This window comes from Streptomyces inhibens (assembly GCF_022221585.1).
GTDB lineage: Bacteria > Actinomycetota > Actinomycetes > Streptomycetales > Streptomycetaceae > Streptomyces > Streptomyces inhibens.
The window spans coordinates 6,282,743-6,309,319 of record NZ_CP084681.1 but is presented as its reverse complement, the minus strand read 5'-3'; the positions used below and the strand labels follow the sequence as shown (position 1 = coordinate 6,309,319).

The window sequence follows — 26,577 nt, the reverse complement described above, 5'->3', positions numbered from 1 at the left end:
TCTCCCGCCACCACGGCGATCAGCCACCGGACACGGTGCTCAGCCGAGCCGCTGAACCAGCGCGCGGTACTCGTCCCACAGCTCCTTCGGCGTGTGGTCACCGAAGGTGTTGAGGTGCTCGGGGATCAGCGCCGCCTCCTCGCGCCACACGTCCTTGTCGACGGTGAGCAGGAAGTCGAGGTCGGCGTCGTCGAGGCCGAGGCCCTCGGTGTCCAGCGCGTCCTTCGTGGGCAGCACGCCGATGGGGGTCTCGACACCCTCGGCCTTGCCCTCCAGCCGCTCGACGATCCACTTGAGCACCCGGCTGTTCTCGCCGAAGCCCGGCCACACGAAGCGGCCCTTGTCGTCCTTGCGGAACCAGTTGACGTAGTAGATCTTCGGCAACTTGGACTGGTCCTTGTCCGCGCCGACCTTGACCCAGTGGGCCATGTAGTCGCCCATGTTGTAGCCGCAGAACGGCAGCATGGCGAACGGGTCGCGGCGCAGCTCGCCGACCTTGCCCTCGGCCGCCGCGGTCTTCTCGCTGGCGACGTTGGCGCCGAGGAAGACACCGTGCTGCCAGGTCAGCGACTCGGTCACCAGCGGTACGGCGCTGGCGCGGCGGCCGCCGAAGAGGATCGCCGAGATCGGTACGCCCTTGGGGTCCTCCCACTCGGGCGCGATGATCGGGCACTGGCCGGCCGGGACGGTGAAGCGGGCGTTGGGGTGCGCCGCCGGGGTCTCGGACTCCGGGGTCCAGTCGTTGCCCTTCCAGTCCGTGAGGTGTGCGGGCAGCTCCTCGGTCATGCCCTCCCACCACACATCGCCGTCGTCGGTGAGCGCGACGTTGGTGAAGACGGAGTTGCCCCACATCGTCTTCATGGCGTTGGCGTTGGTGTGCTCGCCGGTGCCGGGCGCGACACCGAAGAAGCCGGCCTCGGGATTGATGGCGTAGAGGCGGCCGTCCTCGCCGAACCGCATCCAGGCGATGTCATCGCCGATGGTCTCGACCGTCCAGCCGGAGATGGTGGGCTCCAGCATCGCGAGGTTGGTCTTACCGCAGGCGCTCGGGAAGGCGGCGGCGACGTACTTGGACTCGCCCTGCGGCGGGGTGAGCTTGAGGATCAGCATGTGCTCGGCCAGCCAGCCCTCGTCGCGGGCCATGACGGAGGCGATGCGCAGCGCGTAGCACTTCTTGCCGAGCAGGGCGTTGCCGCCGTAGCCGGAGCCGTAGGACCAGATCTCGCGGGCCTCGGGGAAGTGCGAGATGTACTTGGTGGAGTTGCACGGCCACGGAACGTCGGCCTCGCCTTCGGCCAGCGGGGCGCCGAGGGTGTGCACCGCCTTGACGAAGAAGCCGTCCTCGCCGAGCTCGTCGAGCACCGGCCGGCCCATGCGCGTCATGGTGCGCATCGAGACCGCGACGTAGGCGGAGTCGGTGATCTCCACCCCGATGGCGGAGAGCTCGGAGCCGAGCGGGCCCATGCAGAACGGGACGACGTACATCGTCCGGCCGCGCATCGAGCCGCGGAAGATGCCCTTCTCGCCGGCGAAGATCTCCCGCATCTCGGCCGGGGCCTTCCAGTGGTTGGTCGGGCCGGCGTCCTCCTCCTTCTCGGAGCAGATGAAGGTGCGGTCCTCGACGCGCGCCACGTCCGTGGGGTCGGATGCGGCGTAGTACGAGTTGGGGCGCTTGATCGGGTCGAGCTTCTTGAACGTTCCCTTGTCGACGAGCTCTTCGCACAGACGCTCGTACTCCGCCTCCGAGCCGTCACACCAGACGACCCGGTCGGGCTGGGTGATCGCTGCGACCTCGTCGACCCAGGAGATGAGGTCCTGGTGACGGGTCGGAAGGGTGGGAGCCGCGTTGTCGCGCGCCACGATCGCTCCTAGATGAGGGTGTGGACGGATTCCTGCCCGTTTTGAGGGGAAAATCCGCTTCTTTTTTTGTTTGCCCCTTGGGGGCTGCGACCCGGATGCTTCGTGACCGCTCATCCGGTGCCGACCGCACTCATTTGATCATCCGACCCCAATAAGGTTCTGTCCAGAGGGCGACTTCGTGACCGTCACCACTTCCGCACGAATCGGTAACTTACGGTTGCGTAGGTAGCATTGCGCCATGACTTCCGCGCCCGACGCCGCCGAGAGCCAGCCCCCCTCCGCGCCGCCCGCGATCGCGGCGGTCGCCGCCGCGGCCGCGCCACTCAAACCCAAAATGCGTGGCTGGCTGCACGCCGGAATGTTCCCCGCCGCCCTCCTCTCAGGCGTCATCCTCACCGCGCTCGCCGACAGCCCCCGTGGCCGCCTGGCCTGCGCCATCTACACGCTCACCGCCTGCCTGCTCTTCGGGGTGAGCGCCCTCTACCACCGCGGAAATTGGGGCCCGCGCACCGATGGCGTCCTGCGACGCCTCGACCACGCCAACATCTTCCTGATCATCGCCGGCACCTACACACCGCTGACGATGCTGCTCGTGCCCGGATCGCGCGGCCAGGCCCTGCTCTGGGCGGTCTGGGCGGCGGCCGTGGCCGGTATCGCCTTCCGAGTCTTCTGGGTCGGCGCACCACGCTGGCTCTACACCCCCTGCTACATCGCGATGGGCTGGGCCGCCGTCTTCTTCCTGCCCGACTTCCTGCGCAGCGGCGGCGTCGCCGTCCTCGTGCTCGTCGTCGTCGGCGGACTGCTCTACAGCGCCGGTGGCGTGATCTACGGAATCAAGCGCCCCAACCCCTCACCCCGCTGGTTCGGCTTCCACGAGGTCTTCCACTCCTTCACGCTGGCGGCCTTCGTCGTCCACTACGTCGGCATCTCGCTGGTGGCCTATTCGCACGCCTGAGCCACCCCGGCCCTGACCGGCAGGCACCCCCGCCCCCTCGCGCCACCGTGGCCGCGGCCTTGAGGCCGCGGCCATCTGGCGTGTGGGGGCTTTCGCGCGCCGTCGCATGCCCCTCACCCCTCAAGACATCCCCCTCAAGTCAAGACACCCCACTTAGGCGTCACCCCTCAAGACATCACCGAAAGTAACGGTCCCCACGCCACAGAGTGACACACGCCACTGACAGTCAGGATCCCGTCAATAATTGACAGTCTCTTTCTTTTGCGAGTTACTGTCACTTCAGGCCCGGGTTCCGTTCCCGGCTTCTCACGTCCGACACGATCTCGGACGGCCGACTCTCAGAGGTGTGCCATGACTTCACAGACCGACCGGCGCTGGTGGGCGCTCGGCGCGCTGGTTGCCGCCATGCTCGTGCTGGGCTTCGACACGACGATCCTCAACGTCGCGCTGCCGACGATGGCCGCCCAACTGGGCGCCGACACAGGACAACAACAGTGGATCGCCGACGCCTACATCGTGGTGTTCGCCGCCCTGATGCTCCCGGCCGGGCTCCTCGGTGACCGGTTCGGCCGCCGGCGGATGCTGATCACCGGCCTCCTGATCTTCCTCGTGGGCTCGCTGCTCGGCACCCTCGTCGACGGCCCCGGACTCATCGTCGCGGCCCGCGCGGTGATGGGCGTGGGCGCGGCGCTGATCATGCCGCTGGCGATGTCCGTGCTGCCCTCGCTCTTCAGGCCCGACGAGCGGCCCAAGGCGGTCGGTGCGATCTCCGCCGCCTCGGCGCTCGGCCTCCCGCTCGGCCCGCTCGTCGGCGGCTGGCTGCTGGACCACTTCTGGTGGGGCTCGATCTTCTTCGTGAACGTCCCGCTGGTGCTGATCGGCATCGCCGCCTGCGTCTTCCTGCTGCCCGAGACCCGCGACCCGAGCTCACCGAAGGTGGACGCGCTCTCCGCGGTGCTCACCGTCGCCGGGCTCGGAGCCCTGGTGTTCGGCATCATCGAGGGTCCGGGGCGCGGCTGGGGCGACCCGCTCGTGGTGACCGCGCTCGCCGCGTCCGTCGCCCTGCTCACCGGCCTGGTGCTGCGCGGCCGCGGCCTGGACCGGCCGATGCTCGACCTGCGGCTGCTGCGCGGCCCCGGCTTTCTCTGGAACACCGTCGCCGCCGCGCTCGGCACGCTGGTGCTGTCCGGCCTGATGTTCCTTCTCCCGCCGTACCTGGAGGCCGTATTGGGCCATGACGCGTTCGGCACCGGGCTGCGGATGCTGCCGATGATGGCCGGGCTGATGGTCGCGGCCAAGGGCAGCGGCGCGCTCGCCGAACGCATCGGCCCACGCCCCGTCATCACCGGCGGCCTGACCGTCCTGGCCTGCGCCGCGTTCCTCGGCTCCACCACGGACGTGCACGACGGGTACGGCGCTACTGCTCTGTGGCTGTCCATCGCCGGCGTCGGCTTCGGTTTCACCATGGTCCCCGCCATGGACGCCGCATTGGGGGCCCTGCCCGCCGAGCGGGCGGGCAGTGGGTCGGGGCTGCTGATGACCGTGCGGCAGTTCGGCGGTTCGCTGGGCGTGGCGCTGCTCGGGAGTCTGCTCGCCGGGGCGTACGGCGAGCGGGTCGACACCGCCGGACTGCCCGCGCGGGCCGCCGACGCGGCCGGGGACTCGGTGGTGGCCGCCCACTTGGTGGCCGAGCGGACCGGCATACCGCAACTGGCCGCATCGGCGGACCGCGCCTATCTGCACGGGATGAGCCTGGTCCTGCTGCTGTGCGGGATCGCGGCGCTGGTCGCGGCGGCGCTGACGGCCGCCTTCCTGCCCGACCCGCGTGCGCGGCGGCGCGGCCGGCGTACGGAGCCCGGTACGCCGACGAAGCTCGGTATGCGTGCGGAGCCCGGTATGCGTGCGGACGAGGCCGTGGCCCCTGGGACACCTGATGCCTGACAATGAGGCCCATGGTCTCCGCACGTACATCCGCCACTACGCCGCCCGGGACGCCGAAGATCGGGCTGCGTGAGCGGAAGAAGATCCAGACCCGGCAGGCGATCCGGCGGGCCGCCTACCGGCTCTTCGAGGAGCAGGGCTACGACGCGACGCCCATCGATCAGATCGCCGAGGCCGCGGATGTCTCGCCGAGCACGGTCTTCCGCTACTTCCCCTCCAAGGAAGACATCGTGCTCACGGACGAGTACGACACCGTGCTGGAGGCCGGGATCCGGGCCCGTCCCGCGGGCGAGCCGATGGTCGAGTCGATGCGGCAGGTCACCATCGAGGCGCTGCGCAAGATCACCGCGGAGGACCGTGCCGAACTCGTCCAGCGCATCCGGCTGATCCGCGAGGTGCCCGCCATCCGGGGCCGTACGGCGGAGAACATCGCCCGGGACGCCGCGATGATCAGCGCCGTACTGGCCGAACGCTCCGGCCGCCCGGCCGACGACCTGGAGCTGCGGGTCATCAGCACGGCGATTCTGGCCGCGCTCCAGGAAGCGATGCTGAGCTGGGTCGAGGAGGGCCGGACCACCGACCTGGAGGCGCTGATCCATCAGACGATGGACGTGTTGGCGCGGGGGCTCACGCTCTGAGGGCGGGGGCGTGCGGGGAGAGGTGCGGGCCCGGCGCGGGGTCCGATGCGCCCGCGTCTCTCGCCGTTCCCCGCTCTTCCGGCTCCTCCGGCTCTCACGGCTCGCCCAGCCGGGCCGCCAGTCGCGTCCGTAGTTGCGTCAGCCTCTCTATATGCGCGTCCAGTTCGGCGAGCCGGTGCCGGACCACGGTCTCGGCGGCCGAACAGGCCCCTGAGTGCGGGCCCTTGGGAATCAGTTCCGGCACCCCGCTGGGCGGCATGGTGCGCAGCAGATGCGCAAAGGCCCGTACATCGCCCACGGTCAGGCCCGCCTCGCGCAGTTCGCGTACGGCGCGCAGCCGGCGGATGTCCTCCGCGTCGTACTCGCGATGGCCCGACGGTGTCCTGCGGGCCTCCACCAGCCCCTGCTGCTCGTAATAGCGCAGCGTCCGCGGTGTCAGTCCGACGGCCGCCGCCGCGTCTCCGATACGCATCCGCCGTTCCCCCTTCCCCGCTGTCCCCTTCAGTGCACTCTCGCTTCCTCCGCCGTCCCGTTCAGTACGCCCTCGATTCCGGCCGCCCCGTACAGCAGGGCTTCGTCCGCGCCGTATTCGCCGATGAGTTGGAGGCCGAGCGGCAGCCCGTTGGCGGCGTGGCCGGCGGGCAGGCTGACGGCCGGGAGGCCGGCGTTGCTCCAGGGCAGGCACATGATGGAGGTGCCGGTGGTGGTGAGATCGGCGGGCGCGGGGCCGGTGGCCGACGGGGCGATCCACAGGTCGATACCGGCGGCGGCCCCGTCCGCCGCGAGCCGTTCGCGGAACGCTCCCCGTCGTATCCGGGCCGCTTCATAGGCGGCGTCCCCGATCGTGTGCCCCTGCCGGATCGCCGCCGTGGTCTGCTCCCGATAGCGGTCGCCGTAGCGCGCGAACCATGCGGCGTGCGCCCGCGCGACCTCATAGCGGTTCATGGTGAACAGCTGCTCGACGATTCTCTCGAAGTCGTCCATCACCGGCACCTCGTGCACCGTGTACCCGGCGGCCCGTAGAACTTCCTGCTGTTCCTCGAAGGCGCGGAGGGCCTCGTCGCCGGCGCGCTCCAGATAGGGGCCGGCCGGCACGCCCAGCACCGGGCGCCGCGCCCGCCCCGGACCCGGCTGCCGCCACCCGTCGACCAGCACCGACGCCGCAAGGGCAACGCCTGCCACGTCCGTGGCGTAACACCCCAGGGTGTCGAAGCTGGCGGCGTTGGGGATCACCCCGTCGACCGGGATCCGCCCGTAGCTGGGCTTGAAGCCGACCACTCCGCAGTAGGCCGCGGGCCGGATCATCGAGCCGACGGTCTGCGTCCCGATGGCCAGCGGCACCATCCCCGCGGCGACCGCGGCCGCCGACCCGCTGCTCGAACCGCCCGGTGTATGCGCCGGGTTGTGGGGATTGCGGGTCGGGCCCGGGGCGGTGACCGCGAACTCCGCGGTCACGGTCTTGCCCGCGATCAGCGCACCGGCGGCGCACAGCCGGTCGACGACGGTGGCCTGCCGGCCGCCGAGCACCTGCGGCGGCAGCGCCGAGCCCGCCCGGGTCGGCAGACCGTCGGCCCGCACGATGTCCTTGATGCCTACGGGAACGCCGTAGAGGGCGGGCCGGCCGGCGGCGTCCCGCGGACCGGCCGCCGCTCTTCGCTTCGCCGCCTCCAGGAGCCGCGTACGCCGCCCGTCTTCCGGCACGAACGCCCGCACCTGCGGATCGATCGCGTCGATACGGTCACACGAACGGTTCACCGCGTCGACGGGGCCGTCCGTGCCGGCCCGTAACGCCGCGGCTTCCTGGACAAGGGGTCGATGCCCGAGCAAGGTCGTCACGCTGTGCAGGCTACAACCGGCCACTGACAGCGGCCAGTTGCTCGCCGTTCACCGCGGCTTCCCTGCCCCTGACCTCACAACTCCACGATCACGGCGCCCAGATGACGTCCTTCGGTCAGCTCGCGCAGCGCCCGCGGTGCCTGCTCGATGCCCTGCAGCCGGGCGTGCGGGAAGGTGAGTGTGCCGTCGCGCAGGCCCTTGCCGAACTGCGCGTTCCACTCCGGGATCAGGTCCAGGTGGTCGTAGAGGGCGACGCCGCGCAGGGTGATGCTGCGGGAGAGCAGCGAGAAGGTGTCGATCTCGGTGGTGGCCGGGCCGTCCTGGGAGAGCTGGCGGGAGAGCGCCCCCACGATGGCGAGCCGGGCGCCCCTGTTGGCGACGGCGATGGCGGCCTGCAGCTGCTCGCCGCCCACGTTGTCGAAGAGCGCGTCGATGCCCTCCGGGGCGGCCCGGCGCAGCTGCTCCTCGATGGGGCCCGCGCCGCGTATCACCACCGCGTCATAGCCGAATTCCTTGATCAGCCGGTCCGCCTTCTGCTGCGATCCCGTACTGCCGATGACCCGGGTGGCACCGCGCAGCCGGGCGACCTGGCCCGCCAGGGAGCCCACACCGCCCGCCGCACCGGTGACGAAGACCGTGTCGCCGGGGCGCACTTCGGCGCCGCGCACCACGCCCATCCAGGCGGTGGGGCCCTGGGAGAGGTGGCCGGCCGGGTCCGGCAGCAGGTCAGGGTCGAGCCGGTGCGCCTGGCCGGCGTCCAGCAGGGCGTACTCGCGCCAGCCGAGGAAGTGTTCCACCAGGTCGCCCGGCTCGAGGTCGGTCCCCGGGGCGGCGACCACCTCGCCGATCGCGGACCCGTGCAGCGGCTCACCGAGCTGGTAGGAGGGCATCGGCACAACGCTGGTCTCGTCCATCAGGGTGCGCATCACGGCGGCGACGCCCATCAGGGTGTTGCGTACCAGGACCTGGCCGGGCCCGGGTTCCGGGACCGGCACCTCCACGATCTCGAAGAGGTCTTCGGTGACCGGCCCCTGGGGGCGGGCGGCCAGGCGGACTTCGCGGTGCGTGCGGTTCGTCATGCCCCGAGGCTAAAACTTGACGCGCACGTCAAGGTCAATCCGGTCGCTGGTCCTAGGACTTGAGGCGGGGCCCGGTAGGAGGCCGCTGTGCTGACGCCCCCGGAGGACCCCGGCAGAAGGCCGCTGTGCCGACGCCCCCGGAGGACCCCGGTAGAAGGCCGCTTTACCGGCCCCCGGAGGACCCCGCCCTCCCGCCTCACCCCCGCAGTCGCTCCGTCAGCTCCTCCGGGTCCGTGGTCGGCCGCTCGCAGGTGAAGTGGCGGCAGACGTAGGCGGCCGGTCCGCCGTCGACGAGGGGGCGGTCCTTGAGGAGCGGCACCTCGTCGGCGTCGTCGGACCCGGGGGAGCCCAGCGCGACGACCGCTCCCGGGGCGGTGCCGAGCAGCGCGGCGCGGTGCAGCGCGACGGTGGCCGGGTCGCCGTGCGGGCCGACGACCGCGACCTCGCGAGGCCCGTCCAGCGCGGCCTCGGCGACCGCGAGCCCCCAGCCGATGAAGCGCGGGGCCCGGCCGCCGAGTGCGGTGACGATGCCCAGGGCGCGCTCCGCGGCGTCCCGGTGGAGCTCGCTGCCGGTCAGCGCCGCGTACGACAGCAGCGCGCCGGCCGCCGCGGTCCAGCCGGAGGGCGTCGCGTTGTCGGTCGGGTCCTGGGGGCGGCGGATCAGCGCCTCGGCGTCGGCAGCGGTGTCGTAGAGCGCGCCGTCCTCGGTGGTGAACTGGAGCAGCACGGTGTCCAGGAAGAAGCCCGCGAACTCCACCCAGACGCCCTCCCCGGTGACCGAGGCCAGGGTGAGGAAGCCCTCGGCGACGTTGGCGTAGTCCTCCAGAACGCCCGAGTTGGCGCCGGGTGCGCCGTCGCGGGAGGTGCGGTGCAGCCGGGCCTGCCAGTCCATGTGGACGCGGACCAGCAGGTCGGCGGCGTCGGTGGCGGCCTGGATCAGGTCCGGGCGGCCGAAGTAGGCGCCGGTCTCGGCGAGCGCGGCGATGGCCAGCCCGTTCCAGGAGGCGACGACCTTGTCGTCCCGCCCCGGCCGCGGCCGCTCCGCGCGCGCCGCCAGCAGCCGCTCCTTGACGGAGACCACCCGCGCGGCGTCCATCAGGCCCTCGATGTCGGGGAGTTGGAGGACCGAGGCGCCCTCTTCGAACGTGCCCTCCTCGGTGACGCCGAAATAAGTGGCGGCGAACTCGGCGTCCTTCTCCCCCAGTACGGCGCGCAGCTGCTCCGGCGTCCATACGTAGTACGCGCCCTCGGTGTGCCGGCCCGTACCGTCGTCGCTGTCCGCGTCCAACGCGGAGGCGAAGCCGCCCTGTTCGGTGCGCAGTTCGCGGACCATGAAGTCGGCGGTCTCGACGGCGATCCGACGGGCCAGGTCCGAGCCGGTGGACCGCCACAGGTGGGCGTAGGTCCGGCACAGCAGGGCGTTGTCGTAGAGCATCTTCTCGAAGTGCGGCACGGTCCAGTTCGCGTCCACCGCATAGCGCGCGAATCCGCCGCCGAGCTGGTCGTAGATGCCGCCGCGGGCCATCGCCGCGCAGGTCGCCTGCGCCATTTCCAGGGCCGCCGCGGAGCCGGTGCGCGCGTGGTGACGGAGCAGGAATTCCAGCGTCATGGACGGCGGGAACTTGGGCGCGCCGCCGAATCCGCCGTGCACCGCGTCGAATTCGCGGGTCAGGCCCATCAGGGCGGTGTGCAGCTCCTCGGGGCGCGGCGGCCGCCGGTCCGCGGGCAGCGACTCGGTCAGCGACCGTCCCGCCAGGTCGGCGACGATCCGGCCGGCGACCTCGCCGACCTCGTCGCGGCGGTCCGTCCAGGCGCTGCGTACCCCTTCCAGGACCTGCCCGAAGGACGGCATGCCGTGACGGGGCTCGGGCGGGAAGTAGGTGCCGAAGTAGAAGGGCTCGGCGTCGGGGGTGAGGAAGACGGTCATCGGCCAGCCGCCCTGGCCGGTGGCGGCCTGCACGGCCTCCATGTAGACGGCGTCGACGTCCGGGCGCTCCTCGCGATCCACCTTGACGGCCACGAAGTGTTCGTTGAGCAGCTCGGCGGTGGCCTGGTCCTCGAAGCTTTCGTGGGCCATCACATGACACCAGTGGCACGAGCTGTAGCCGACGCTGAGCAGCACCGGCACACCGCGCCGCCGGGCTTCCTCGAACGCATCGGTGGACCAGGGCCACCAGTCGACCGGGTTGTCGGCGTGCTGAAGCAGATACGGGGAAGTCTCATGAGCCAGGCGGTTCGGCATGGGTCCATCCTCTCCCAAAGGGGCTCGGTGAGTCGGGAGCGGAGGGAGTTATCCACAGGCCTGCCGGAATTCGTGCGGACGCGGAACACTGTGCGTACGGCGACGATCACCGCTGGAGACTGCTGGAACTGCTGGAGGGGGATGGCATGCCGGGCTCACTGGCTGTGCTGCGCGACGGCCACCGGGCGGAAGCGGAAGCGCTGTTGACCAGGGCTGTCGAGGAAGAGGTGCGGCGCTCGGGCGGGCGCCTCGACGGGGACTCGCTGAGCGGCAGAGCGCGGGCGGCGCTGGAGGATCTGGCGGCCAGCGCCGCCGAGGAGTACGCCGCGTATGTCCGGGCGCTGGACGAGGAGGCCGCCGGTCGGTCGTCGCTGGGGCAGCGGCTGTCGCGCAAGGAACTGGGCACCCCGGCGGTGGCGACGGCCGTGGCGGCGGTGGCGGCTTTCGGCACGGACCTCGCGTACGGCACGGGCGCGGGCGCGGCCCTGGGTGCCGGGGCCGCCGTGGCGGTGGCGGGCGCGGCGGCCACGGTCGTGAAGCTGACCGCGGGCCACTGGCCGGCGGCGCACCGGGAGGCGGGGATGCGGGGCCGGCCGGGCGGCCCCGAGCAGCTGCGGCTGCAGTGGCTGACGGCGCTGGAGGTGCGGGGCATCCGGCCGTTCCTGGACCAGCAGCGGATGCTGACGGCGGCGGCCCGGGGCAGCGGTAACGCCGCCAAGCCCGCGGCCTCGAAGACCACCCGGGGGCCTCAGCTGCGCGGTGCGGACCGTAGCGCGGCGGCCCGGCAGCGGTCCCTTCTGGAGCACTCCTTCTCCCAACTGCCGCGCCCGGACGGCCCGTTCGCCGGGCGGCGGGCGGAGCTGACACAGATCGCGCAGTGGGTGCACGCGGCCCGGGCGAGCACGGAGACCAAGCCGACGGTGGTGGTGCTGCACGGTGAGCCGGGCTCGGGGCGTACGGCGCTGGCGGTGCGGGCCACCCATCAGCTGCGCGATCAGTTCCGCGGCGCGTGTGTGGTGGATCTGCGCAGCGAGACGCCCGGTGAGGTGCCGTTGCCGACCCGGGACGCGCTGCTGCATCTGCTCAACCGCCTGGGGGCGCCGCGCGAGCAGCTGCTGTTCCGTGAGCGGCCGTCCCAGGAACAGCACGTCAAGCGGCTCACCGAGCTGTATCACGATCATCTGACGGGCCTCCCGGTGACGGTTCTGCTGGATGACGCCGCGGATCCCGAGCAGGTGCGCACGTTGGTGCCCGAGCGGTCCGACAGCCTGGTGCTGGTCACCTCCCGTACACCGCTCGAACTGCCCGCGGACCTTCAGGCGTGGGTGCATCAGCTGCCGGTGGGGCCGCTGGACGCCGTGGGCACCGAAGAGCTGCTGCGCGCGACCGCCGACGAGGAGGCCGCGGGCGAGAGCGGGCCGTACGACTCGCAGGCGATCGAGGAGATCTCCGAGCTGTGCGCTGGCCTGCCGATGGCACTGCGGGTGGCGGGCTCCTCGCTCGGTTCGCGCACCGCCGCCACGCTGGCCACGGACCTGGCGGCCCACCGCCCGGTGCCGGCGGTGGAGCGTGCGCTGTCGCTGCGCTACGCCGACCAGACGGAGACGGCCCGGCGGCTGCTGCGCCGGCTGGCGCTGGTGGGCCGGGCGAGCCTGGGAGCCGCGGCCGCGGCGGCGCTGCTGGGGGTCGAGAACGCGGAGGCGGAGCGGCAGCTGGCGACGCTGGCCCGGGCGGGGCTGATCGAGCATGTGCGCGGCGAGCGCTACCGCCTGCACGCACTGGTGCACACCTTCGCGCACGACCGGCTGGAGGACGAGGAGGATCCCGGCGAGCGCGGCGCGGCCCAGGAGCGGCTGATCCGCGGCTATGCGGAGCTGGCCGACTCGGTGATCCGGCTGGTCGACGGCAATACCTCCACCCGCGCCGACCGCTTCGGATCGCACGGCTTCACCTCCCTGGACGCGGCCCTGCAGTGGCTGGACGACGAGACCAGCTTCATCACGTCCGCGCTGCGCCACGCCGACCAGGGCGTGGACCAGGCGGCGGTCTCGCATCTGCTGGGTGCGCTGGCGGACTACTGCCTGCTGCGCGGCGACCTCTACCGCCTGGGCGAGCTGAGCGAGCTGACCCGGGCCGTCGGCCAGGGACTGCTGGTCCGCTCGGTGCAGTGGCGGACCGGTGTGGCGGCCCGGCAGCTCGGTGAGCTGGACAAGGCCCGTACGACGCTGTCGTCGGTGGTCGATCTGTATTTCGAGGCGCAGCATCCGGCCGGCGCCGCCCGTGCGCTGCGCGACCTGGGCATCACGCTCCAGCAGCAGGGCAATCTCACGGAGGCCGCGGCCAAGCTCCGGGAGGCGCTGGAGCTGCAGTCCGGTGCGGACATGCACGGCGACCGGGCCTGGACGCTGCACGCCCTGGCGGCGGTGGAGCGGGACCGGGCGCAGATCAGCGAGGCCATCGCCATGCTGCGGGAGGCGCTGGAGCTCCATGAGGAGAGCGAGAGCGTGCACGGCCAGGCGTGGGCACACTTCCAGCTCGGCCAGGTGTATCTGCGGATGGGCGATGTGCCGCGGGCGGAGAGCGCCCTGCACGCGGCGATGGAGCTCTACGGCCGTACGCACGACGAGCGCGGCGAGGCCTGGGCGATGACACAGCTGGCCCGCGCCCGGCTGGTGGACGACGATCCGGGGCCCGCGGTGGACCAGCTGCGGCAGGCGCTGCCGCTGCACCATCAGCACGAGGACGCGCGGGGTGAGGCCTGGACGATGTACTACCTGGGCCAGGCGCTGGAGGAGCGCGGCGAACACGATGCGGCGCTGCGGCAGCTGGAGCGCTCGCGGACGATGTTCAGCCGGATGCAGGACGGCTACGGCCTGGCGTGCGCGCGGCACCACTCGGGGCGGGTCACTCGTGATCTGCGGGCCGAACAGACCGGTTCGCTGCGCAACAGCGGCTTCGCCCGGCAGCTGCTGCAGGACGCCCGTAAGGACTTCCAGCGGATAGGAGTACCGCACGGCGAGGCATGGTCCTGCCTGGAACTGGTGATCATCGATGCCGGCAACGGCCGGGCGGCACAGGCGCTGGAGCTCGCCGACGAGGCGGCGCGGACATTCGCCGGCTACGGCGACCGGCGCGGCGAGGACTGGGCGCGCTTTCTGCGCGTCACGCTGCTGCCGCTCGCCTCACCGGGCGGATCCGTCGTGGGCGCGGCCGTCGCCCAGGAGGAACTGGCGCAGCTGATCCGGGACAAGCACGCGGCCCGCGACTCCAAGCTGGAGGACTGCGCCGAGGCGTTCGCCCTGCTGCTGGACCGCGGGGTGGAGCCGGAAACGGGCTGGCAGGCATGGCGCCTCGGCATGGTGCCGAACCGCCATGCGCGCGAGGTGATGGGGGTGCTGGTCGCACCGATCGCGGAGTGACGACGGCCTCCGGCGGCGTGCGCGTGGCACGCCGCCCGGTCCGCCCGCCGGTGGTGCACCGGCGGCCGGTGACGGTCCGGTCGCGATCGGCCCCGGCTCGCTGACCGCTTGGATCAGCGAGCCGCCGGGCCGGTCAGCCGGCCACAGCCATTCGGCCGGCCATCGACCGCCACCCGGTCTTCACGCAGCGCCCGGCCCCGCGGCCCTTTCGGCCGCGCGGACCACCCGGTCCTCGCGGCCGGGACCGGCCGTCCTTGGACCTCAGCTGGTCTTCGGCTTCGGTGCTGTCGACGTCGCCGAGGCGGTGGTGCCCGCCTCGGTGTCCTCCGGCTGTTCCTCGAAGTCCACCTTCTTCATCTGCTTGTTCATGGACTTCATCAGCAGCCACACGGCGCCGCCGATGACCGCGAAGACGATGAAGCCGAGGACGCCGGGGGTCACCTTGTCCTTGTCGAAGCTGTCGGCAAGGGTGACGAAGTGCGTCAGGGCGAGGGTGCTGGTCGCGCTCATCATGGGGTCAATTGTTGCGGATGCCCGCGAAGAGGTCGTCCTCGGGGAGGGAAGTGTCCACGAGAGACTTCGCGAGCTCGTACTCCTCCGTCGGCCAGACCTCCCGCTGGATGTCCATCGGCACCCGGAACCAACCGCCGTCGGGGTCGATCTGGGTGGCGTGCGCGATCAGCGCCTTGTCACGGATCTCGAAGAACTCGTCGCACGGGATGTACGTGGTCAGCGTGCGCTCGCGCTGCTCGAACTGCTTCCAGCGCTCCAGCCACTCGCCGTACGGCGATTCCATGCCGCGCTCCAGCAGCGCCTCGTGCAGCGCGATGGTGCGCGGCTTGTTGAAGCCCTGGTTGTAGTAGAGCTTCTGGGGCTGCCAGGGCTCACCGGCCTCCGGGTACTTCTCCGGGTCGCCGGCCGCCTCGAAGGCCACCATCGTGATCTTGTGGGTCATGATGTGGTCCGGGTGCGGGTAGCCGCCGTTCTCGTCGTAGGTCGTGATGACCTGCGGCTTGAACTCCCGGATCAGCTTGACCAGTCGCCCGGCCGCCTCGTCGACGTCCTGCAGGGCGAAGCAGCCCTCGGGCAGCGGCGGCAGCGGGTCGCCCTCGGGCAGCCCGGAGTCGACAAAGCCCAGCCACTCCTGCTTGACGCCCAGGATCTCCCGAGCCTCGTCCATTTCCTTCTTGCGTACCTCGTGGATGTGCTCCTCGATGTACGGGTCGCCCTGGAGTTTGGGGTTCAGGATGGAGCCTCGCTCACCGCCTGTGCAGGTGGCGACCAGCACGTCCACCCCCTCGGACACGTACTTGGCCATGGTGGCCGCACCCTTGCTCGACTCGTCGTCGGGGTGGGCGTGGACCGCCATCAATCGCAGCTGCTCAGTCAAGACTCGATCCTCAGTGAAGGGCCGGAGAAGATGCCTCCTATAGTGACCGAAGCAAGGGGGCGCTGTATTCCCTGGGGCGGGGACCCCCCGGGGGTTCATGGTCCAGGTCCCCGTACCAGGAGGACTGATCATGACCGCGGTGCGCGAAGGGCTCCCGGACGGACGCTACGGCCGCTCCGCCGACCAGCGCGCGGACCGCAAGCTCAAGATCGTCGGCTCGGTGCTCGGCGTCGCGCTGCTGGGCGTGATCGGCTGGGCGGGCGTCTCGTACATCACAGGGCAGGATCTCAGCGGCCGGGTGATCACCTGGGACGCGGTGTCCGACCACGCGGTCAAGGTCCATCTCGAGGTCGTCAAGGGCACGGACGACAAGGGTGTGTGCACGCTCCGCTCACAGTCCGCCGACGGCTCCGAGGTCGGCCGCAAGGACGTCACCATCGACCGGCGCGCGGACCAGGTGGACACCGAGGTCACAGTGCGTACGACAAAGCGGGCGACCAACGCGGTGCTGGTCGGCTGTACGGTGTCCGGCAGCCGCTGACCGACCGGACCCCCCGGCCAAAGTCAACCGAAGCGACCTGACCGCGCCCACCCGCTCATCGGCAGGGCGTGTCGTGACCGCCTCTGATCAGCGATGATGCGTTCCTGTGCGGTCACTGTGAATTTCCTCTTCCCCGTTTTGTGCCGGAATTGTTAGGCTCGTGGTTTCGCCCACCTGTGAAGGCGCAAACCTTCCTGGTAGGGCGTTTGATTTATCCCCAGTACCGACGAGGAGCACCTGTGACCCAGACCAGCGAGAACGTCACCTGGCTTACCCAGGAGGCGTATGACCAGCTCAAGGCCGAGCTGGAGCACCTGTCTGGTCCCGCACGCGCCGAGATCACCGAGAAGATCGCGGCGGCCCGCGAGGAAGGTGACCTGAAGGAGAACGCCGGGTACCACGCGGCCAAGGAAGAGCAGGGCAAGCAGGAGCTTCGCGTCCGCCAGCTCACCCAGCTGCTGCAGAGCGCGAAGGTCGGCGAAGCCCCCGCCGCCACCGGCGTCGTCGCTCCCGGCATGGTCGTCACCATCGCGTTCGACGGGGACCCGGACGACACGCTGTCGTTCCTTCTGGCCTCGCGGGAGTACGCGAGCTCGGACATCGAGACCTACTCCCCGCAGTCGCCGCTGGGCACCGGCGTGAACGGCAAGAAGGTCGGCGCCGCCGCGGAGTACGAGCTCCCCAACGGCAAGAAGGCGTCCGTGAAGATTCTCGACGCCAAGCCGTACACGGGCTGAGGCCCGAGACGCCCGCAGACGACGAAGCGGCCCGGAGCGTGAGGCTCCGGGCCGCTTCGCTGCGTCGTACGCCGTCGGCGTGCTCCACGCCGTACGCCCCTCAGGCCGTGGCCGACCGGTATTTGCGGACCGCCAGCGTCCGGAAGAACGCGATGATCAGGACGGACCAGATCACCGAGGCCAGCACCGGGTGCTCCATCGGCCAGGCGCCGGTCACCGACTTCGGCACCCGGTCGATGGAGTTGCCGAACAGCTCCCGGGCCGCGGCCACCGTCGCGCTGAACGGGTTCCACTCCGCGACATGCTGCAGGAACGCCGGCATGCCGTTGACCGGGACGAAGGCGTTCGAGATGAAGGTCAGCGGGAAGAGCCAGATCAGCCCGCCGGACGTGGCCGCCTCGGGCGTACGCACCGAGAGGCCGATGAGCGCGCCGATCCAGGAGAAGGCGTAGCCGAGCAGGAGCAGCAGCGCGAAGCCGGCCAGCACCCCGGCGATGTTCTCGTGGGTGCGCCAGCCGATCAGCAGCGCGACGACCGCCAGCACCACCAGCGTCAGCGCGGTCTGTACGAGGTCGGCGAGGGTTCGGCCGGTGAGCACCGCGCCGCGGGACATCGGCAGCGACCTGAACCGGTCGATGAGCCCCTTGTGCATATCGTCGGCGATGCCCGCGCCGGCGCCCGCCGTGGCGAAGGTGACGGTCTGCGCGAAGATCCCGGCCATCAGGAACTCGTGATAGGCCTCGGCGTCGCCCGCCGGGGCGCCGGGGATGTTGATGGAGCCGCCGAAGACGTAGGTGAACAGCACCACGAACATGATCGGCTGGATCAGCCCGAAGATCACTACCTCGGGGATCCGGATCATCCGGATCAGATTGCGCTTGGCGACGACGAGTGAGTCGCGTATGGACCGGCCGAGGCCGCCGCGGGACTGTGGGGTCCGGATGCGGGCGTCACCACCGGCCGTTCGGGTCACCGTGGTCACTTCACGCCCTCCTTGTTCGTCGTCACGCCGGCGTCCACGGCTTCGGCCGCGGCGGCCGCACCGCTCGGCGCGACCGGCTCGCCCGGCTCGGCGCCCTTCCTGCCCTTCTTCTGCCGCCCGACGGCGCCCCCGCCGCCCTTGCCACCGTTCTTGCCGTTCGCGCCGTTCTCGTCGGCCTCGGCGGCGTGCCCGGTCAGCGAGATGAACACATCGTCGAGGGTGGGGCGGCGCAGCCCGATGTCGTCGATCTCCACGCCCCGGGTGTCCAGTTCGCGGATGACCTCGGCGAGCAGCTTGGCGCCGCCGGTCACCGGGATCGTGAGCTTGCGGATGTGCGGTTCGATCGTGCCCTCGCCCTTGCCGAAGCCGCGCAGGACCTCGTCGGCGATGGAGAGGTGCTCGGGGGCGTGCACCACGACCTCGACGCGCTCACCGCCGGTGCGCGCCTTGAGCTGGTCGGACGTACCGCGGGCGATGACCTTGCCGTGGTCGACGACGCAGATGTCGTGCGCCAGGCGGTCGGCCTCCTCCAGATACTGCGTGGTGAGCAGCAGGGTCGTACCGCCGGCGACCAGTTCCTGGATGACGTCCCACAGCGCCTGGCGGTTGCGCGGGTCCAGGCCGGTGGTCGGCTCGTCCATGAACATCACGGGCGGGCTGACGACCAGCGCGGCCGCGAGGTCGAGCCGGCGGCGCATACCGCCGGAGTACGTCTTGGCGGTGCGGTCGGCGGCGTCGCCGAGATTGAAGCGTTCCAGCAGCTCAGCGGCCCGGCGCTTGGCGTCGCGACCGCTCATCTGGTAGAGCTGCCCGACCATCACCAGATTCTCGCGGCCGGTCAAGTACTCGTCTACGGCGGCGAATTGGCCGGAGAGGCCGATGGACCGGCGCACTTGGTCAGGGTGCGCGAGGACATCGATCCCGGCGACCACCGCCTTGCCCCGGTCGGGCTGGAGCAGGGTCGTCAGGACCCGTACGGCGGTGGTCTTGCCGGCACCGTTGGGGCCGAGCATTCCGAGGACTGTTCCTTCGGGAACGTCGAGATCGACGCCGTCCAGTGCCCTCACGTCACCGAAGGTCTTCACCAGACCTTCGGCGTAAATGGCGCCTGGCATATGGGTACTCCCATGGCTTGGGTCAGTTCCAGGTCGAATATTACGTTTCGCGGACTTCGCCTGCCCTGTGGGCATTTGTCCGCAGCGGGAGGCCATGACTCACCCGGCGCCCTCGCAGCCGCGATGCTACTCACGAACGCGATACATCGCGATCGAATTTCGATTTCCACCGCACGAACAGAACGGGAACACCTGTTCGCCAACATGCGTGCGGCGCCACGGTATACCCGCGGCGCCGCACGTCCCATCCTCTATCGGCGTAGTTCGCTTATCGGCGTCGTCCACTCATTCCGCGACGACGTACCCCGCCTCGCCGAGCGCCGCGCGCACCTCGTCGCAGTGCTCCGGCCCCTTGGTCTCCAGATGCAGCTCCACCTCGACCTCGGTCAGACCGAGCTGCGGATCCGTACGCACATGGCCGACATCGACGACGTTCGCATCGACCACCGACAGCACACCGAGCAGCATCGCCAGCGCCCCCGGCCGGTCCGTCAGCCGCAGCCGCAGCGACAGATAGCGGCCGCCGGCGGCCATACCGTGCCGCAGGATGCGCTGCATCAGCAACGGGTCGACGTTTCCGCCGGACAGCACCGCGACCACCGGCCCCTCAAAGTGACCCGGGTCGGCCAGCAGCGCCGCCACCGGGCTGGCCCCGGCCGGCTCGACCACCAGCTTGGCCCGCTCCAGGCACAGCAGCAGCGCGCTGGAGAGCTGGTCCTCGGTCACCGTACGGACCTCGTCCACCAGTTCCTCGACGATCCCGAACGTCACATCGCCGGGCCGCCCCACCTTGATGCCGTCCGCCATCGTCGACAGCCCCTCGATCGCCAGCGGACGCCCGGCCGCCAGCGACGGCGGATAGCAGGCCGCGCCCGCCGCCTGCACCCCGATGACCTTCACATCCGGCCGCAGCGCCTTGACCGCTAGCGCGATGCCCGACGCGAGCCCGCCGCCGCCGATCCCGACGACGATGGTGCGCACCTCCGGGCACTGCTCCAGGATCTCCAGGCCGACCGTGCCCTGGCCGGCGATGATGTCGCGGTGGTCGAAGGGGTGAATGAAGACCGCACCGGTCTCGCGTGCGTACTCCTGGGCGGCGGCCAGCGTCTCGTCCACCACCTGGCCGTGCAGCCGCACCTCCGCGCCGTAGTCGCGGGTCGCGGCGACCTTCGGCAACGGGGCGCCGACCGGCATGAACACCGTCGACCGGACACCGAGCAGGGACGCGGCGAGCGCCACGCCCTGCGCGTGGTTGCCCGCGCTCGCGGCCACCACACCGGCCGCCCGCTCCTGCGCCGAGAGCCCGGCTATCCGTACATAGGCGCCACGGATCTTGAAGGAGCCGGTGCGCTGGAGGTTCTCGCACTTGAGATGTACGGGGGAGCCGACCAGCCCGGACAGATAGCGGCTGCCCTCCATCGCGGTGGCCCGGGAGACACCGGAGAGCATCTTGTGCGCCTCGCGTACCTCATCGACCGTGATCATGGCATGCGCGCCCGCGGTGACCGGACCATCGGCGGGGGGTGCGGCGGGGGTCTCGTGCGGCGTACGCGGCGTGTGATCGGCCATGCCGCCAGTCTCGCAGTTTGCCGACCGGCGGGCCTTTTTGTCCGACGGGCGGACCTTCCTGGTCGCAGGGCGTGTCACGCCCGCGGCGGGCAGCTGCCGGACCGCGCGTCCCCTACGGCCGCCCGGGGGTTACGGGGCGTTATCGGAATGGACAGCGCAGGTACGCTCCGCGCCGGGTCCGCGTACTCTGTCCTCCAATCCGTACACACCCCATGAAGCGAGCTCCCGGCCATGCCCACCTCTTCGGACATGACGACCCACACCGACCCCGCTCTCCTCGACGCGCTGCAGCACCAAGTGGCCGTCTTCGCCCGCCGCGCAGAACAGAGCCGGCTCGGCGGCGTCGGGCAGGCGCGCAACTCCATGGACCGCGCCGCCTACCTGCTGCTCAACCGCCTGGACCAGGAAGGTCCGATGGGCGTCAAGGCCCTGGCCGCCGGCATGGGCATCGACTCCTCGACGGTCACCCGGCAGGTCGCCCCGCTGGTCGACTCCGGGCTGGTCAGCCGCGCCACCCACCCCGAGGACGGCCGGGCCGTGGTGCTCCAGCTGTCCGAGCGCGGCCACGCCCGTCTGGACGAGGTGCGGGCCTCGCGCCGTGCGCTGATGGCCCTGGTGACCGACGAGTGGTCCGAGGAGGAACGCGAGGCGTTCACCACGCTCCTGACGCGGTTCAACGCCTCCCTCGCCGACATCACCGCGTCCTTGACGCCGGCGGGCCCGACGTCCTGACGTCGGCGGTTCCGACGTCCTGACGTCGGCGGGTCCCGCGCCCGGACCGCGCCGGGCGGCCGCCTGCCCGCCGTCCGCCGCGTCCGCCACGTCCGCCGCGCCTCTTGACCCGGTGGCCGCACTGCCGTGCTATAGGAGCGCCAAGGGTCGGGTGTCCGTCATCCGGGAGGCGCGGTGCGAGAGCGGCGACTGGCGCAGGAGCGCCGCCACGCCCGGGAGTTCGAAGTGTTCGTGGCGGGCGCGGCGGGCCGTCTGCTGCATACCGCCGCCCTGCTCACCGGTGAGCCGGTATCCCGACCCGCCCCGGCCGCCGAGGAGTTGCTGACCTGCGCGCTGTCGCGGACCTACGCCGTCTGGGACCGGCTGCGCGGCGAGGATCCCTACGAGCGCACCCGCCAGGAGATGGCCGCCCACTTCGCGCACACCGCGTGGCGGCACCGCCGGCCACGCGGCGGGCTCCTGGACCGGCTGTCCCCACAGGAGCGGCTGGTGCTCGTCCTACGTCTCTACGAAGGCGTGGCCGAGGAGCAGACCGCCGCCCAACTCGGCCTGCCCACCGAGCGGGTACACGCGCTGTGCCTGCGCGCCCTCGCGGAGATGCGCAGCCGCCGGCCCGAACCGAAACCGGCGGCCCCATGAGCCTGCCCGACCGCAAGGAGACCGAGGTACGGCGGATGCTGGCCGGGCCGCATCCGCTCGTACCGCCCGATCTGGCCGTCCGGGCCGCCGCCCGCGGCCGCCGTCGTAAGGCGCACCGCCGGGTGCTGCGCCGCATCGGCTGGCTGCTCGCGCTCCTCGCGCTGACGGCTCTGGCCTGGGCGGTCGTCGCCCAGCCCTGGACGCCGCCACCGGTCCGCACCACCCCTCCGGTGGAGGGGTGGTGAACGCCGGCGACGACCGGACCGTCAGCCCAGTGCCTGGGTCAGATCGGCCAGCAGATCGTCGACGGACTCGATGCCGACCGAGAGGCGTACGAGGTCGTTGGGGACCTCCAGCGCGGAACCGGCCGTCGAGGCGTGCGTCATCCGCCCCGGGTGCTCGATCAGCGACTCGACGCCGCCCAGCGACTCCCCGAGGGTGAACAGCCCGGCCCGGTTGCAGACCTCCACCGCCGCCTGCTCGCCGCCCGCGACCTGGAACGACACCATGCCGCCGAAGGACCGCATCTGCTTGGCCGCGATCTCGTGGCCGGGGTGCTCGGACAGCCCCGGGTAGTAGACGCGGGTCACCTTCTTGTGGGAGACCAGCAGCTCCGCGATGCGTGCCGCGTTGGCGCTGTGCCGGTCCATACGGACGGCCAGCGTCTTGATGCCGCGCATCACCAGCCAGGCGTCGAACGGTCCGGCGATCGCGCCCATCGCGTTCTGGTGGTAGGCGAGTTCCTCGCCGAGGGTGTCGTCGTTGACGACCAGGGCGCCGCCGACCACGTCCGAATGACCGCCCATGTACTTCGTCGTGGAGTAGACCACCACGTCGGCGCCGAGGGCGAGCGGCTGCTGAAGGTAGGGGCTGGCGAAGGTGTTGTCGACGACGAGCCTGGCGCCCGCCTCGCGGGCGATGCCGGCCAGCGCCGCGATGTCGCTGATGCCGAGCAGCGGGTTGCTGGGCGTCTCCACCCAGATCACCTTCGTACGGGGCCGCAGCGCCTCGCGTACGGCCTGCGGGTCGGAGGTGTCGGCCACCGACCACTCCACGCCCCACCGCTCGACGACCTTCGCGAACAGCCGGAACGTCCCGCCGTAGGCGTCATTGGGGATGACGACATGGTCGCCGGGGGTCAGCAGGGTCCGCAGCAGGCAGTCCTCGGCAGCGAGGCCGGAGGCGAAGGCGAGGCCGCGGCGGCCGCCGTCGAGGGCGGCGAGGTTCTCTTCCAGGGCGGTACGGGTCGGGTTGGCGCTGCGGCTGTACTCATAGCCGCCGCGCAGCCCGCCCACGCCGTCCTGCTTGTAAGTGGACACCTGATAGATGGGCGGCACCACCGCGCCAGTGGCCTGGTCGGGCTCCTGACCTGCGTGGATGGCACGGGTTTCAAAATGCTGGGGGCGCTGGTCGCGTTGATCGCTCATGCCTGCTGAGGGTAGTCGGCCCCGCGCCCGAGGGCGCCGCCTGTGGCAGGGCCGAACTTTCCGGAACTTTCTGGTTCGCTGGATAGTGGATACATACGAAGGACCGCACACCGGTTCCCACCGCGGTGCTGCGGCCCCGCTCCACCCGCCCGACCGCTCCGCGTACGCCCGCACGCCGCACCGTTACAGGTACAGGACACCCCACATGGATGCTCTGCTGGTTCTCCTCGCCGCGCTCACGCTCGGCGGCTTCGTCTTCCTGCCCTGGATGCGGCGCCGGCGGGCCGTACAGCACACCCGGCAGGGTCTGGTGGTGGCCACCGACCCGATGGCCGGCTACGGCTTCGTCCCGCTGGAGCAGCTCGACGTACGGCTGCCGGGCCCCGACCAGGAGCTGGACGAGGCGCTGGCCGAGATGCGGCGGACGCACGACTGGCGCCCGGCGGCCGAGCTGCTGAAGTCCACCGGCGACGACTGGGAGCGCCGCTGGCAGCGGGTGCAGACGCTGGCCGGCGCGGCCGCGTTCGAGCTGGCCGAGGGCGGCACGGAACAGGGCGGCGGGGGCCGGACCGGCGGCATCTGGCTGCGCACCTGGCGCTCCGAGGCCCCCAAGGACCCCGGCGGCGCCCAGACACACGCCCAGTTCCTGGTCGTCCAGGCGTTGCGCGATCCGGGCTCGCAGGACTTCCGCATGATCCTTGAGGAGGCCCGTACGGTCTGCCGGGAGGCGGCGCTGCTGGCGCCCGGCAGCCCGATCCCGTACATCACCGAGCTGGCCGTCGCCCGCGGCCTGGGCGACCGCCCGGCCGACTACGAGGAACTCTGGTCCAAGGTCGCCCAGCGCGCCCCGCAGCACATGGGCGCGCATCTGGCCGCGCTGCCGTACTGGTCACAGAAGTGGCACGGCTCCCGCACGGAGGCCGAAGCGTTCGCCGAGCGCGCCGCGGCCGCCGCCCCCGCGGGCACCCTCCTCCCCGCCCTCCCCCTCTTCGCGGTCTACGAGCACCTCCCCGAGGCCAACATGGTCCGCAGCCTCTACCAGAGCGCGGTCGTCGAGCGCGCCATCGAGGGCGCCCACTTCGCGCTCCGCGAGGCGCCCGCCGACCACCCCATGGCACCGCACGTCCGCCATCTGCTCGTCTGGTTCCTGGTACGCGCCGAGCGCTACGCCGAAGCCATGGAGCAGCTCCGTCTCGTCGACGGCCATGTGGGCGCCGTCCCCTGGTCCTACGGCCGCAGCCCCGCCGCCGAGTACGCCGCCTACCGCGCCCTGGCCATCGCCGGCTGGGAACAGCTCGGCGGCACCTCGGCGGGCTTTCCGCCGCCGGGAAAGTAGGGCGGGTGCCGCCGGGAAAATAGGGCGGATAAGGAAAAGAGGGCGGGTAACCGTCCGCGGAATGCCGTCCCCTCCCCCGGTGTTGATCCCCATGCCCCCTCAGGTCCCCTCTCCCTCCTCAGGAGCCTGATCCTCATGCTGTTCTCCCGCTTCAAGACCCACCTCCCCACCCCCGAGGAAGCGCTCGAAGGCCGCCCCGAACGGGCCTTCACCGTCCCCGCCCGGCACACCGTCCTCGGCAACCCGCTGCTCGGCCCGTACCCGGACGGTCTGGAGACCGCCGACTTCGGCCTGGGCTGCTTCTGGGGCGCCGAACGGAAGTTCTGGCAGGCCGAGGGCGTCTGGACCACCCTCGTCGGCTATCAGGGCGGCCACACCCCACACCCCACCTACGAAGAGGTCTGCAGCGGCCACACCGGCCACACCGAGGCCGTCCGCGTCGTCTACGACCCGGCAGTCGTCCCCTACACGTCCCTCCTGAAGCTCTTCTGGGAGTCCCACGACCCCACCCAGGGTTTCCGCCAGGGCAACGACGTCGGCACCCAGTACCGCTCCGCGATCTACACCCACTCCCCCGCCCAGCAACAGGCCGCCGAAGCCTCCCGCGATGCCTACCGCACCGTCCTCCACAACTCCGGCTACGCCGACATCACCACCGAAATCCTCCCCGCCGACAGCCGCCCGTTCTATCCGGCGGAGGGCTACCACCAGCAGTACCTCGACAAGAATCCGGCGGGGTACTGCGGGATCGGCGGGACGGGGGTCAAGCTGAGTACCCCGTTCGAGACGAACTGGGGGGCCTCATGCCCCACAGGACTCGCCCCGGCACCGACGGAGGAATGACAGGTCGGCCGGCGTCCGGGCCAGGTCGGCACCGTGCCGACTGAGGGTCCTCCGTGCCGCTGCCACGGCGGTGCCCTGACGTGCATGGGCGACGGCCGACGGGTCCTACGGAATAAACAAGTCCGCCAGATAGGTCGGCTTGGCCTCTACCTCCGCATAGCGCCCGGTCTCCTTCGACCAGGCGACGTTCCCGGCGGTGAGCGCATGGAAGTCCCTGACACAGCGGAGCGCGTCGACGATGACGTCGTCGGCGAGGCCGGAACGTGCCAGCCGCCCGGGCAGGACCTGTTCGAGATCGAGGATGCGCTGGACGTATCCGGCCTGCATCACGGCCACTCGCTCCGCCGCCTCCTGGAGGCTGCACCGGTGATGGTGGCAGATCACCGCGACGGCGTTGAACGCGTAGTCATGGGCGAGTTCTTTGGGCAGCGAGTAGAGATCGTTAATGCAGGCATTCGCGTAGATCACTGCCTCTCGCATGTCCGCGAAGGCTGGATTCGCATGCAGTTGGTCGGGCAGGTCCACACCGATACCGATTTCCATCAGGTCCAGAACGGCGTCGAATGCGAATGAGGCACGGCGATGGGCGAGATATTGCTGCAGGCCGGGTACACGCCCTTCCTCCCGATGAATCATATCGGCCCGGTAGCTGTCGAAATACCACAACAGGTGCGGGACAAATCTGCGCTGCCATGCGGAAGAACGGACAGCCACGGTACGGCGCCACAGATCGGCCAGAGAACGCGCCAGTCGCCCAGTCGTAACGTTTCCGTCGAATACGGCGAACAACGGACCGAACGCGTCCCGCCACTGCTCGGGTTGGTAACCGCGCACCGGGTCATCGTCGAACTGGTCGTCCAACTGGAACAGCCACGCGTTCCACTGGGTGATCAGCGTCAGCGCCTCCTGTGAGGCGTTCGGGCACAGCCACGCGGTGAGCCGGTCCACACGAGTGCGCTGCACATGCCGACGTGCCTCTTCGGTGGGCACCAGACCGAACTCGTCCAACCACGCCTCAGCGGCCGCCGCGGCCTCCTGGAGTTCTGGATTGAGCGCTGCCAGTACGGGTATGTACAGGTCCGGAATTCGGAAATTTTCCATACGTCAGCTCGCTCTCGGTAATTCTCTGCCATTCGCGGCATCCAGCGACATTGCCGATGCGGCATGCCAAGGCCCGCATGGAGCATGACCAGGCAGTCCCAACCACCGATGTAAATTACCCTGCTGGTCGATGACGTTCGACAGAGGTCTCGTTTCTTTGGCGCTCTTCGTCTTGCGCCGGGCAGCACCGCAGAC

Annotated in this window: 23 protein-coding genes; 11 read left to right on the top strand and 12 right to left on the bottom strand. The window is 70.8% G+C overall.

Annotated elements, in window-relative coordinates; all coding sequences use genetic code 11:
• Positions 1 to 39: 39 nt before the first annotated feature.
• Positions 40 to 1,860, bottom strand: coding sequence for a phosphoenolpyruvate carboxykinase (GTP) (locus tag KI385_RS28695; protein WP_238575040.1), 1,821 nt, complete (start codon positions 1,858 to 1,860; stop codon positions 40 to 42).
• A gap of 238 nt (positions 1,861 to 2,098) precedes the next feature.
• On the opposite strand from KI385_RS28695, the gene trhA reads away from it, so the two are divergent.
• The 3 genes from trhA (at position 2,099) to KI385_RS28680 (ending at position 5,394) form a co-directional block, all read left to right on the top strand.
• The gene (gene trhA, locus KI385_RS28690; protein ID WP_238575039.1) at positions 2,099 to 2,815 is read left to right on the top strand and encodes a PAQR family membrane homeostasis protein TrhA; all 717 of its coding nucleotides are present in this window, start codon (positions 2,099 to 2,101) and stop codon (positions 2,813 to 2,815) included.
• A gap of 351 nt (positions 2,816 to 3,166) precedes the next feature.
• Entirely contained in the window at positions 3,167 to 4,756 is a 1,590-nt protein-coding gene (locus tag KI385_RS28685; protein ID WP_238575038.1) for an MFS transporter, read from the top strand.
• Positions 4,757 to 4,767: 11 nt separating this feature from the next.
• On the top strand, positions 4,768 to 5,394 hold the full coding sequence (locus KI385_RS28680; protein WP_238575037.1) for a TetR/AcrR family transcriptional regulator: 627 nt from the start codon (positions 4,768 to 4,770) through the stop codon (positions 5,392 to 5,394).
• Between the two features lie 94 nt (positions 5,395 to 5,488).
• On the opposite strand, the gene KI385_RS28675 is transcribed toward KI385_RS28680, so the two are convergent.
• The 4 genes from KI385_RS28675 to KI385_RS28660 form a co-directional block, all read right to left on the bottom strand.
• Entirely contained in the window at positions 5,489 to 5,866 is a 378-nt protein-coding gene (locus KI385_RS28675; RefSeq protein WP_238575036.1) for a MerR family transcriptional regulator, read from the bottom strand.
• A 29-nt stretch (positions 5,867 to 5,895) separates the two neighbouring features.
• Positions 5,896 to 7,230, bottom strand: a complete 1,335-nt coding sequence (locus tag KI385_RS28670; protein WP_238575035.1) for an amidase — start codon at positions 7,228 to 7,230, stop codon at positions 5,896 to 5,898.
• Between the two features lie 74 nt (positions 7,231 to 7,304).
• On the bottom strand, positions 7,305 to 8,309 hold the full coding sequence (locus KI385_RS28665) for an MDR family NADP-dependent oxidoreductase (RefSeq protein ID WP_238575034.1): 1,005 nt from the start codon (positions 8,307 to 8,309) through the stop codon (positions 7,305 to 7,307).
• A 196-nt stretch (positions 8,310 to 8,505) separates the two neighbouring features.
• On the bottom strand, positions 8,506 to 10,551 hold the full coding sequence (locus KI385_RS28660) for a thioredoxin domain-containing protein (protein ID WP_238575033.1): 2,046 nt from the start codon (positions 10,549 to 10,551) through the stop codon (positions 8,506 to 8,508).
• Positions 10,552 to 10,697: 146 nt separating this feature from the next.
• Between KI385_RS28660 and KI385_RS28655 the strand changes: the two genes are divergently transcribed.
• Positions 10,698 to 13,970, top strand: coding sequence for a tetratricopeptide repeat protein (locus KI385_RS28655; protein WP_238575032.1), 3,273 nt, complete (start codon positions 10,698 to 10,700; stop codon positions 13,968 to 13,970).
• 261 nt (positions 13,971 to 14,231) lie between these two features.
• Here KI385_RS28655 and KI385_RS28650 read toward each other — a convergent pair whose 3' ends face one another.
• A complete protein-coding gene (locus tag KI385_RS28650) occupies positions 14,232 to 14,483 on the bottom strand; it encodes an RAMP4 family protein (protein ID WP_128510053.1) in 252 nt (83 codons plus the stop codon).
• Positions 14,484 to 14,487: 4 nt separating this feature from the next.
• Positions 14,488 to 15,360 carry a mycothiol conjugate amidase Mca gene (mca, locus tag KI385_RS28645; protein ID WP_238575031.1) on the bottom strand — a complete coding sequence of 291 codons (873 nt, stop codon included), beginning with the start codon at positions 15,358 to 15,360 and terminating at the stop codon, positions 14,488 to 14,490.
• 130 nt (positions 15,361 to 15,490) lie between these two features.
• Here mca and KI385_RS28640 point away from each other — a divergent pair, with 130 nt between their 5' ends.
• Positions 15,491 to 15,901 (top strand): DUF4307 domain-containing protein, encoded by a 411-nt coding sequence (locus KI385_RS28640; protein WP_238575030.1) that lies wholly within the window; start codon positions 15,491 to 15,493, stop codon positions 15,899 to 15,901.
• Positions 15,902 to 16,140: 239 nt separating this feature from the next.
• Positions 16,141 to 16,638 (top strand): transcription elongation factor GreA, encoded by a 498-nt coding sequence (gene greA / locus KI385_RS28635; RefSeq protein WP_128510056.1) that lies wholly within the window; start codon positions 16,141 to 16,143, stop codon positions 16,636 to 16,638.
• Between the two features lie 100 nt (positions 16,639 to 16,738).
• On the opposite strand, the gene KI385_RS28630 is transcribed toward greA, so the two are convergent.
• The 3 genes from KI385_RS28630 to ilvA form a co-directional block, all read right to left on the bottom strand.
• Positions 16,739 to 17,581: an ABC transporter permease gene (locus KI385_RS28630; protein WP_425357101.1), complete on the bottom strand. Its 843-nt coding sequence runs from the start codon at positions 17,579 to 17,581 to the stop codon at positions 16,739 to 16,741.
• A 35-nt stretch (positions 17,582 to 17,616) separates the two neighbouring features.
• Positions 17,617 to 18,735: an ATP-binding cassette domain-containing protein gene (locus tag KI385_RS28625; protein ID WP_238575028.1), complete on the bottom strand. Its 1,119-nt coding sequence runs from the start codon at positions 18,733 to 18,735 to the stop codon at positions 17,617 to 17,619.
• A 285-nt stretch (positions 18,736 to 19,020) separates the two neighbouring features.
• Positions 19,021 to 20,220 carry a threonine ammonia-lyase gene (gene ilvA, locus KI385_RS28620; RefSeq protein ID WP_238577887.1) on the bottom strand — a complete coding sequence of 400 codons (1,200 nt, stop codon included), beginning with the start codon at positions 20,218 to 20,220 and terminating at the stop codon, positions 19,021 to 19,023.
• 315 nt (positions 20,221 to 20,535) lie between these two features.
• On the opposite strand from ilvA, the gene KI385_RS28615 reads away from it, so the two are divergent.
• The 3 genes from KI385_RS28615 to KI385_RS28605 all read left to right on the top strand — a co-directional run bounded on the left by KI385_RS28615 (position 20,536) and on the right by KI385_RS28605 (position 21,920).
• Positions 20,536 to 21,036 carry a MarR family winged helix-turn-helix transcriptional regulator gene (locus KI385_RS28615; RefSeq protein WP_128510058.1) on the top strand — a complete coding sequence of 167 codons (501 nt, stop codon included), beginning with the start codon at positions 20,536 to 20,538 and terminating at the stop codon, positions 21,034 to 21,036.
• A 174-nt stretch (positions 21,037 to 21,210) separates the two neighbouring features.
• Positions 21,211 to 21,675, top strand: coding sequence for a sigma factor-like helix-turn-helix DNA-binding protein (locus tag KI385_RS28610; protein WP_238575027.1), 465 nt, complete (start codon positions 21,211 to 21,213; stop codon positions 21,673 to 21,675).
• Positions 21,672 to 21,920, top strand: coding sequence for a hypothetical protein (locus KI385_RS28605; RefSeq protein WP_238575026.1), 249 nt, complete (start codon positions 21,672 to 21,674; stop codon positions 21,918 to 21,920). Before KI385_RS28610 ends, KI385_RS28605 begins: the two co-directional genes overlap by 4 nt.
• Positions 21,921 to 21,941: 21 nt before the next feature.
• Here KI385_RS28605 and KI385_RS28600 read toward each other — a convergent pair whose 3' ends face one another.
• Complete coding sequence (locus tag KI385_RS28600) at positions 21,942 to 23,102, bottom strand: cystathionine gamma-synthase (protein WP_238575025.1); 1,161 nt, start codon at positions 23,100 to 23,102, stop codon at positions 21,942 to 21,944.
• A 205-nt stretch (positions 23,103 to 23,307) separates the two neighbouring features.
• Here KI385_RS28600 and KI385_RS28595 point away from each other — a divergent pair, with 205 nt between their 5' ends.
• Both KI385_RS28595 and msrA read left to right on the top strand, forming a co-directional pair.
• Entirely contained in the window at positions 23,308 to 24,438 is a 1,131-nt protein-coding gene (locus KI385_RS28595) for a hypothetical protein (protein ID WP_238575024.1), read from the top strand.
• 135 nt (positions 24,439 to 24,573) lie between these two features.
• On the top strand, positions 24,574 to 25,281 hold the full coding sequence (gene msrA / locus KI385_RS28590) for a peptide-methionine (S)-S-oxide reductase MsrA (RefSeq protein ID WP_238575023.1): 708 nt from the start codon (positions 24,574 to 24,576) through the stop codon (positions 25,279 to 25,281).
• Positions 25,282 to 25,386: 105 nt separating this feature from the next.
• Here the strand turns inward: msrA and KI385_RS28585 are convergent, their stop codons facing one another.
• A complete protein-coding gene (locus KI385_RS28585; RefSeq protein ID WP_238575022.1) occupies positions 25,387 to 26,382 on the bottom strand; it encodes a terpene synthase family protein in 996 nt (331 codons plus the stop codon).
• Between the last annotated feature and the right edge of the window lie 195 nt (positions 26,383 to 26,577).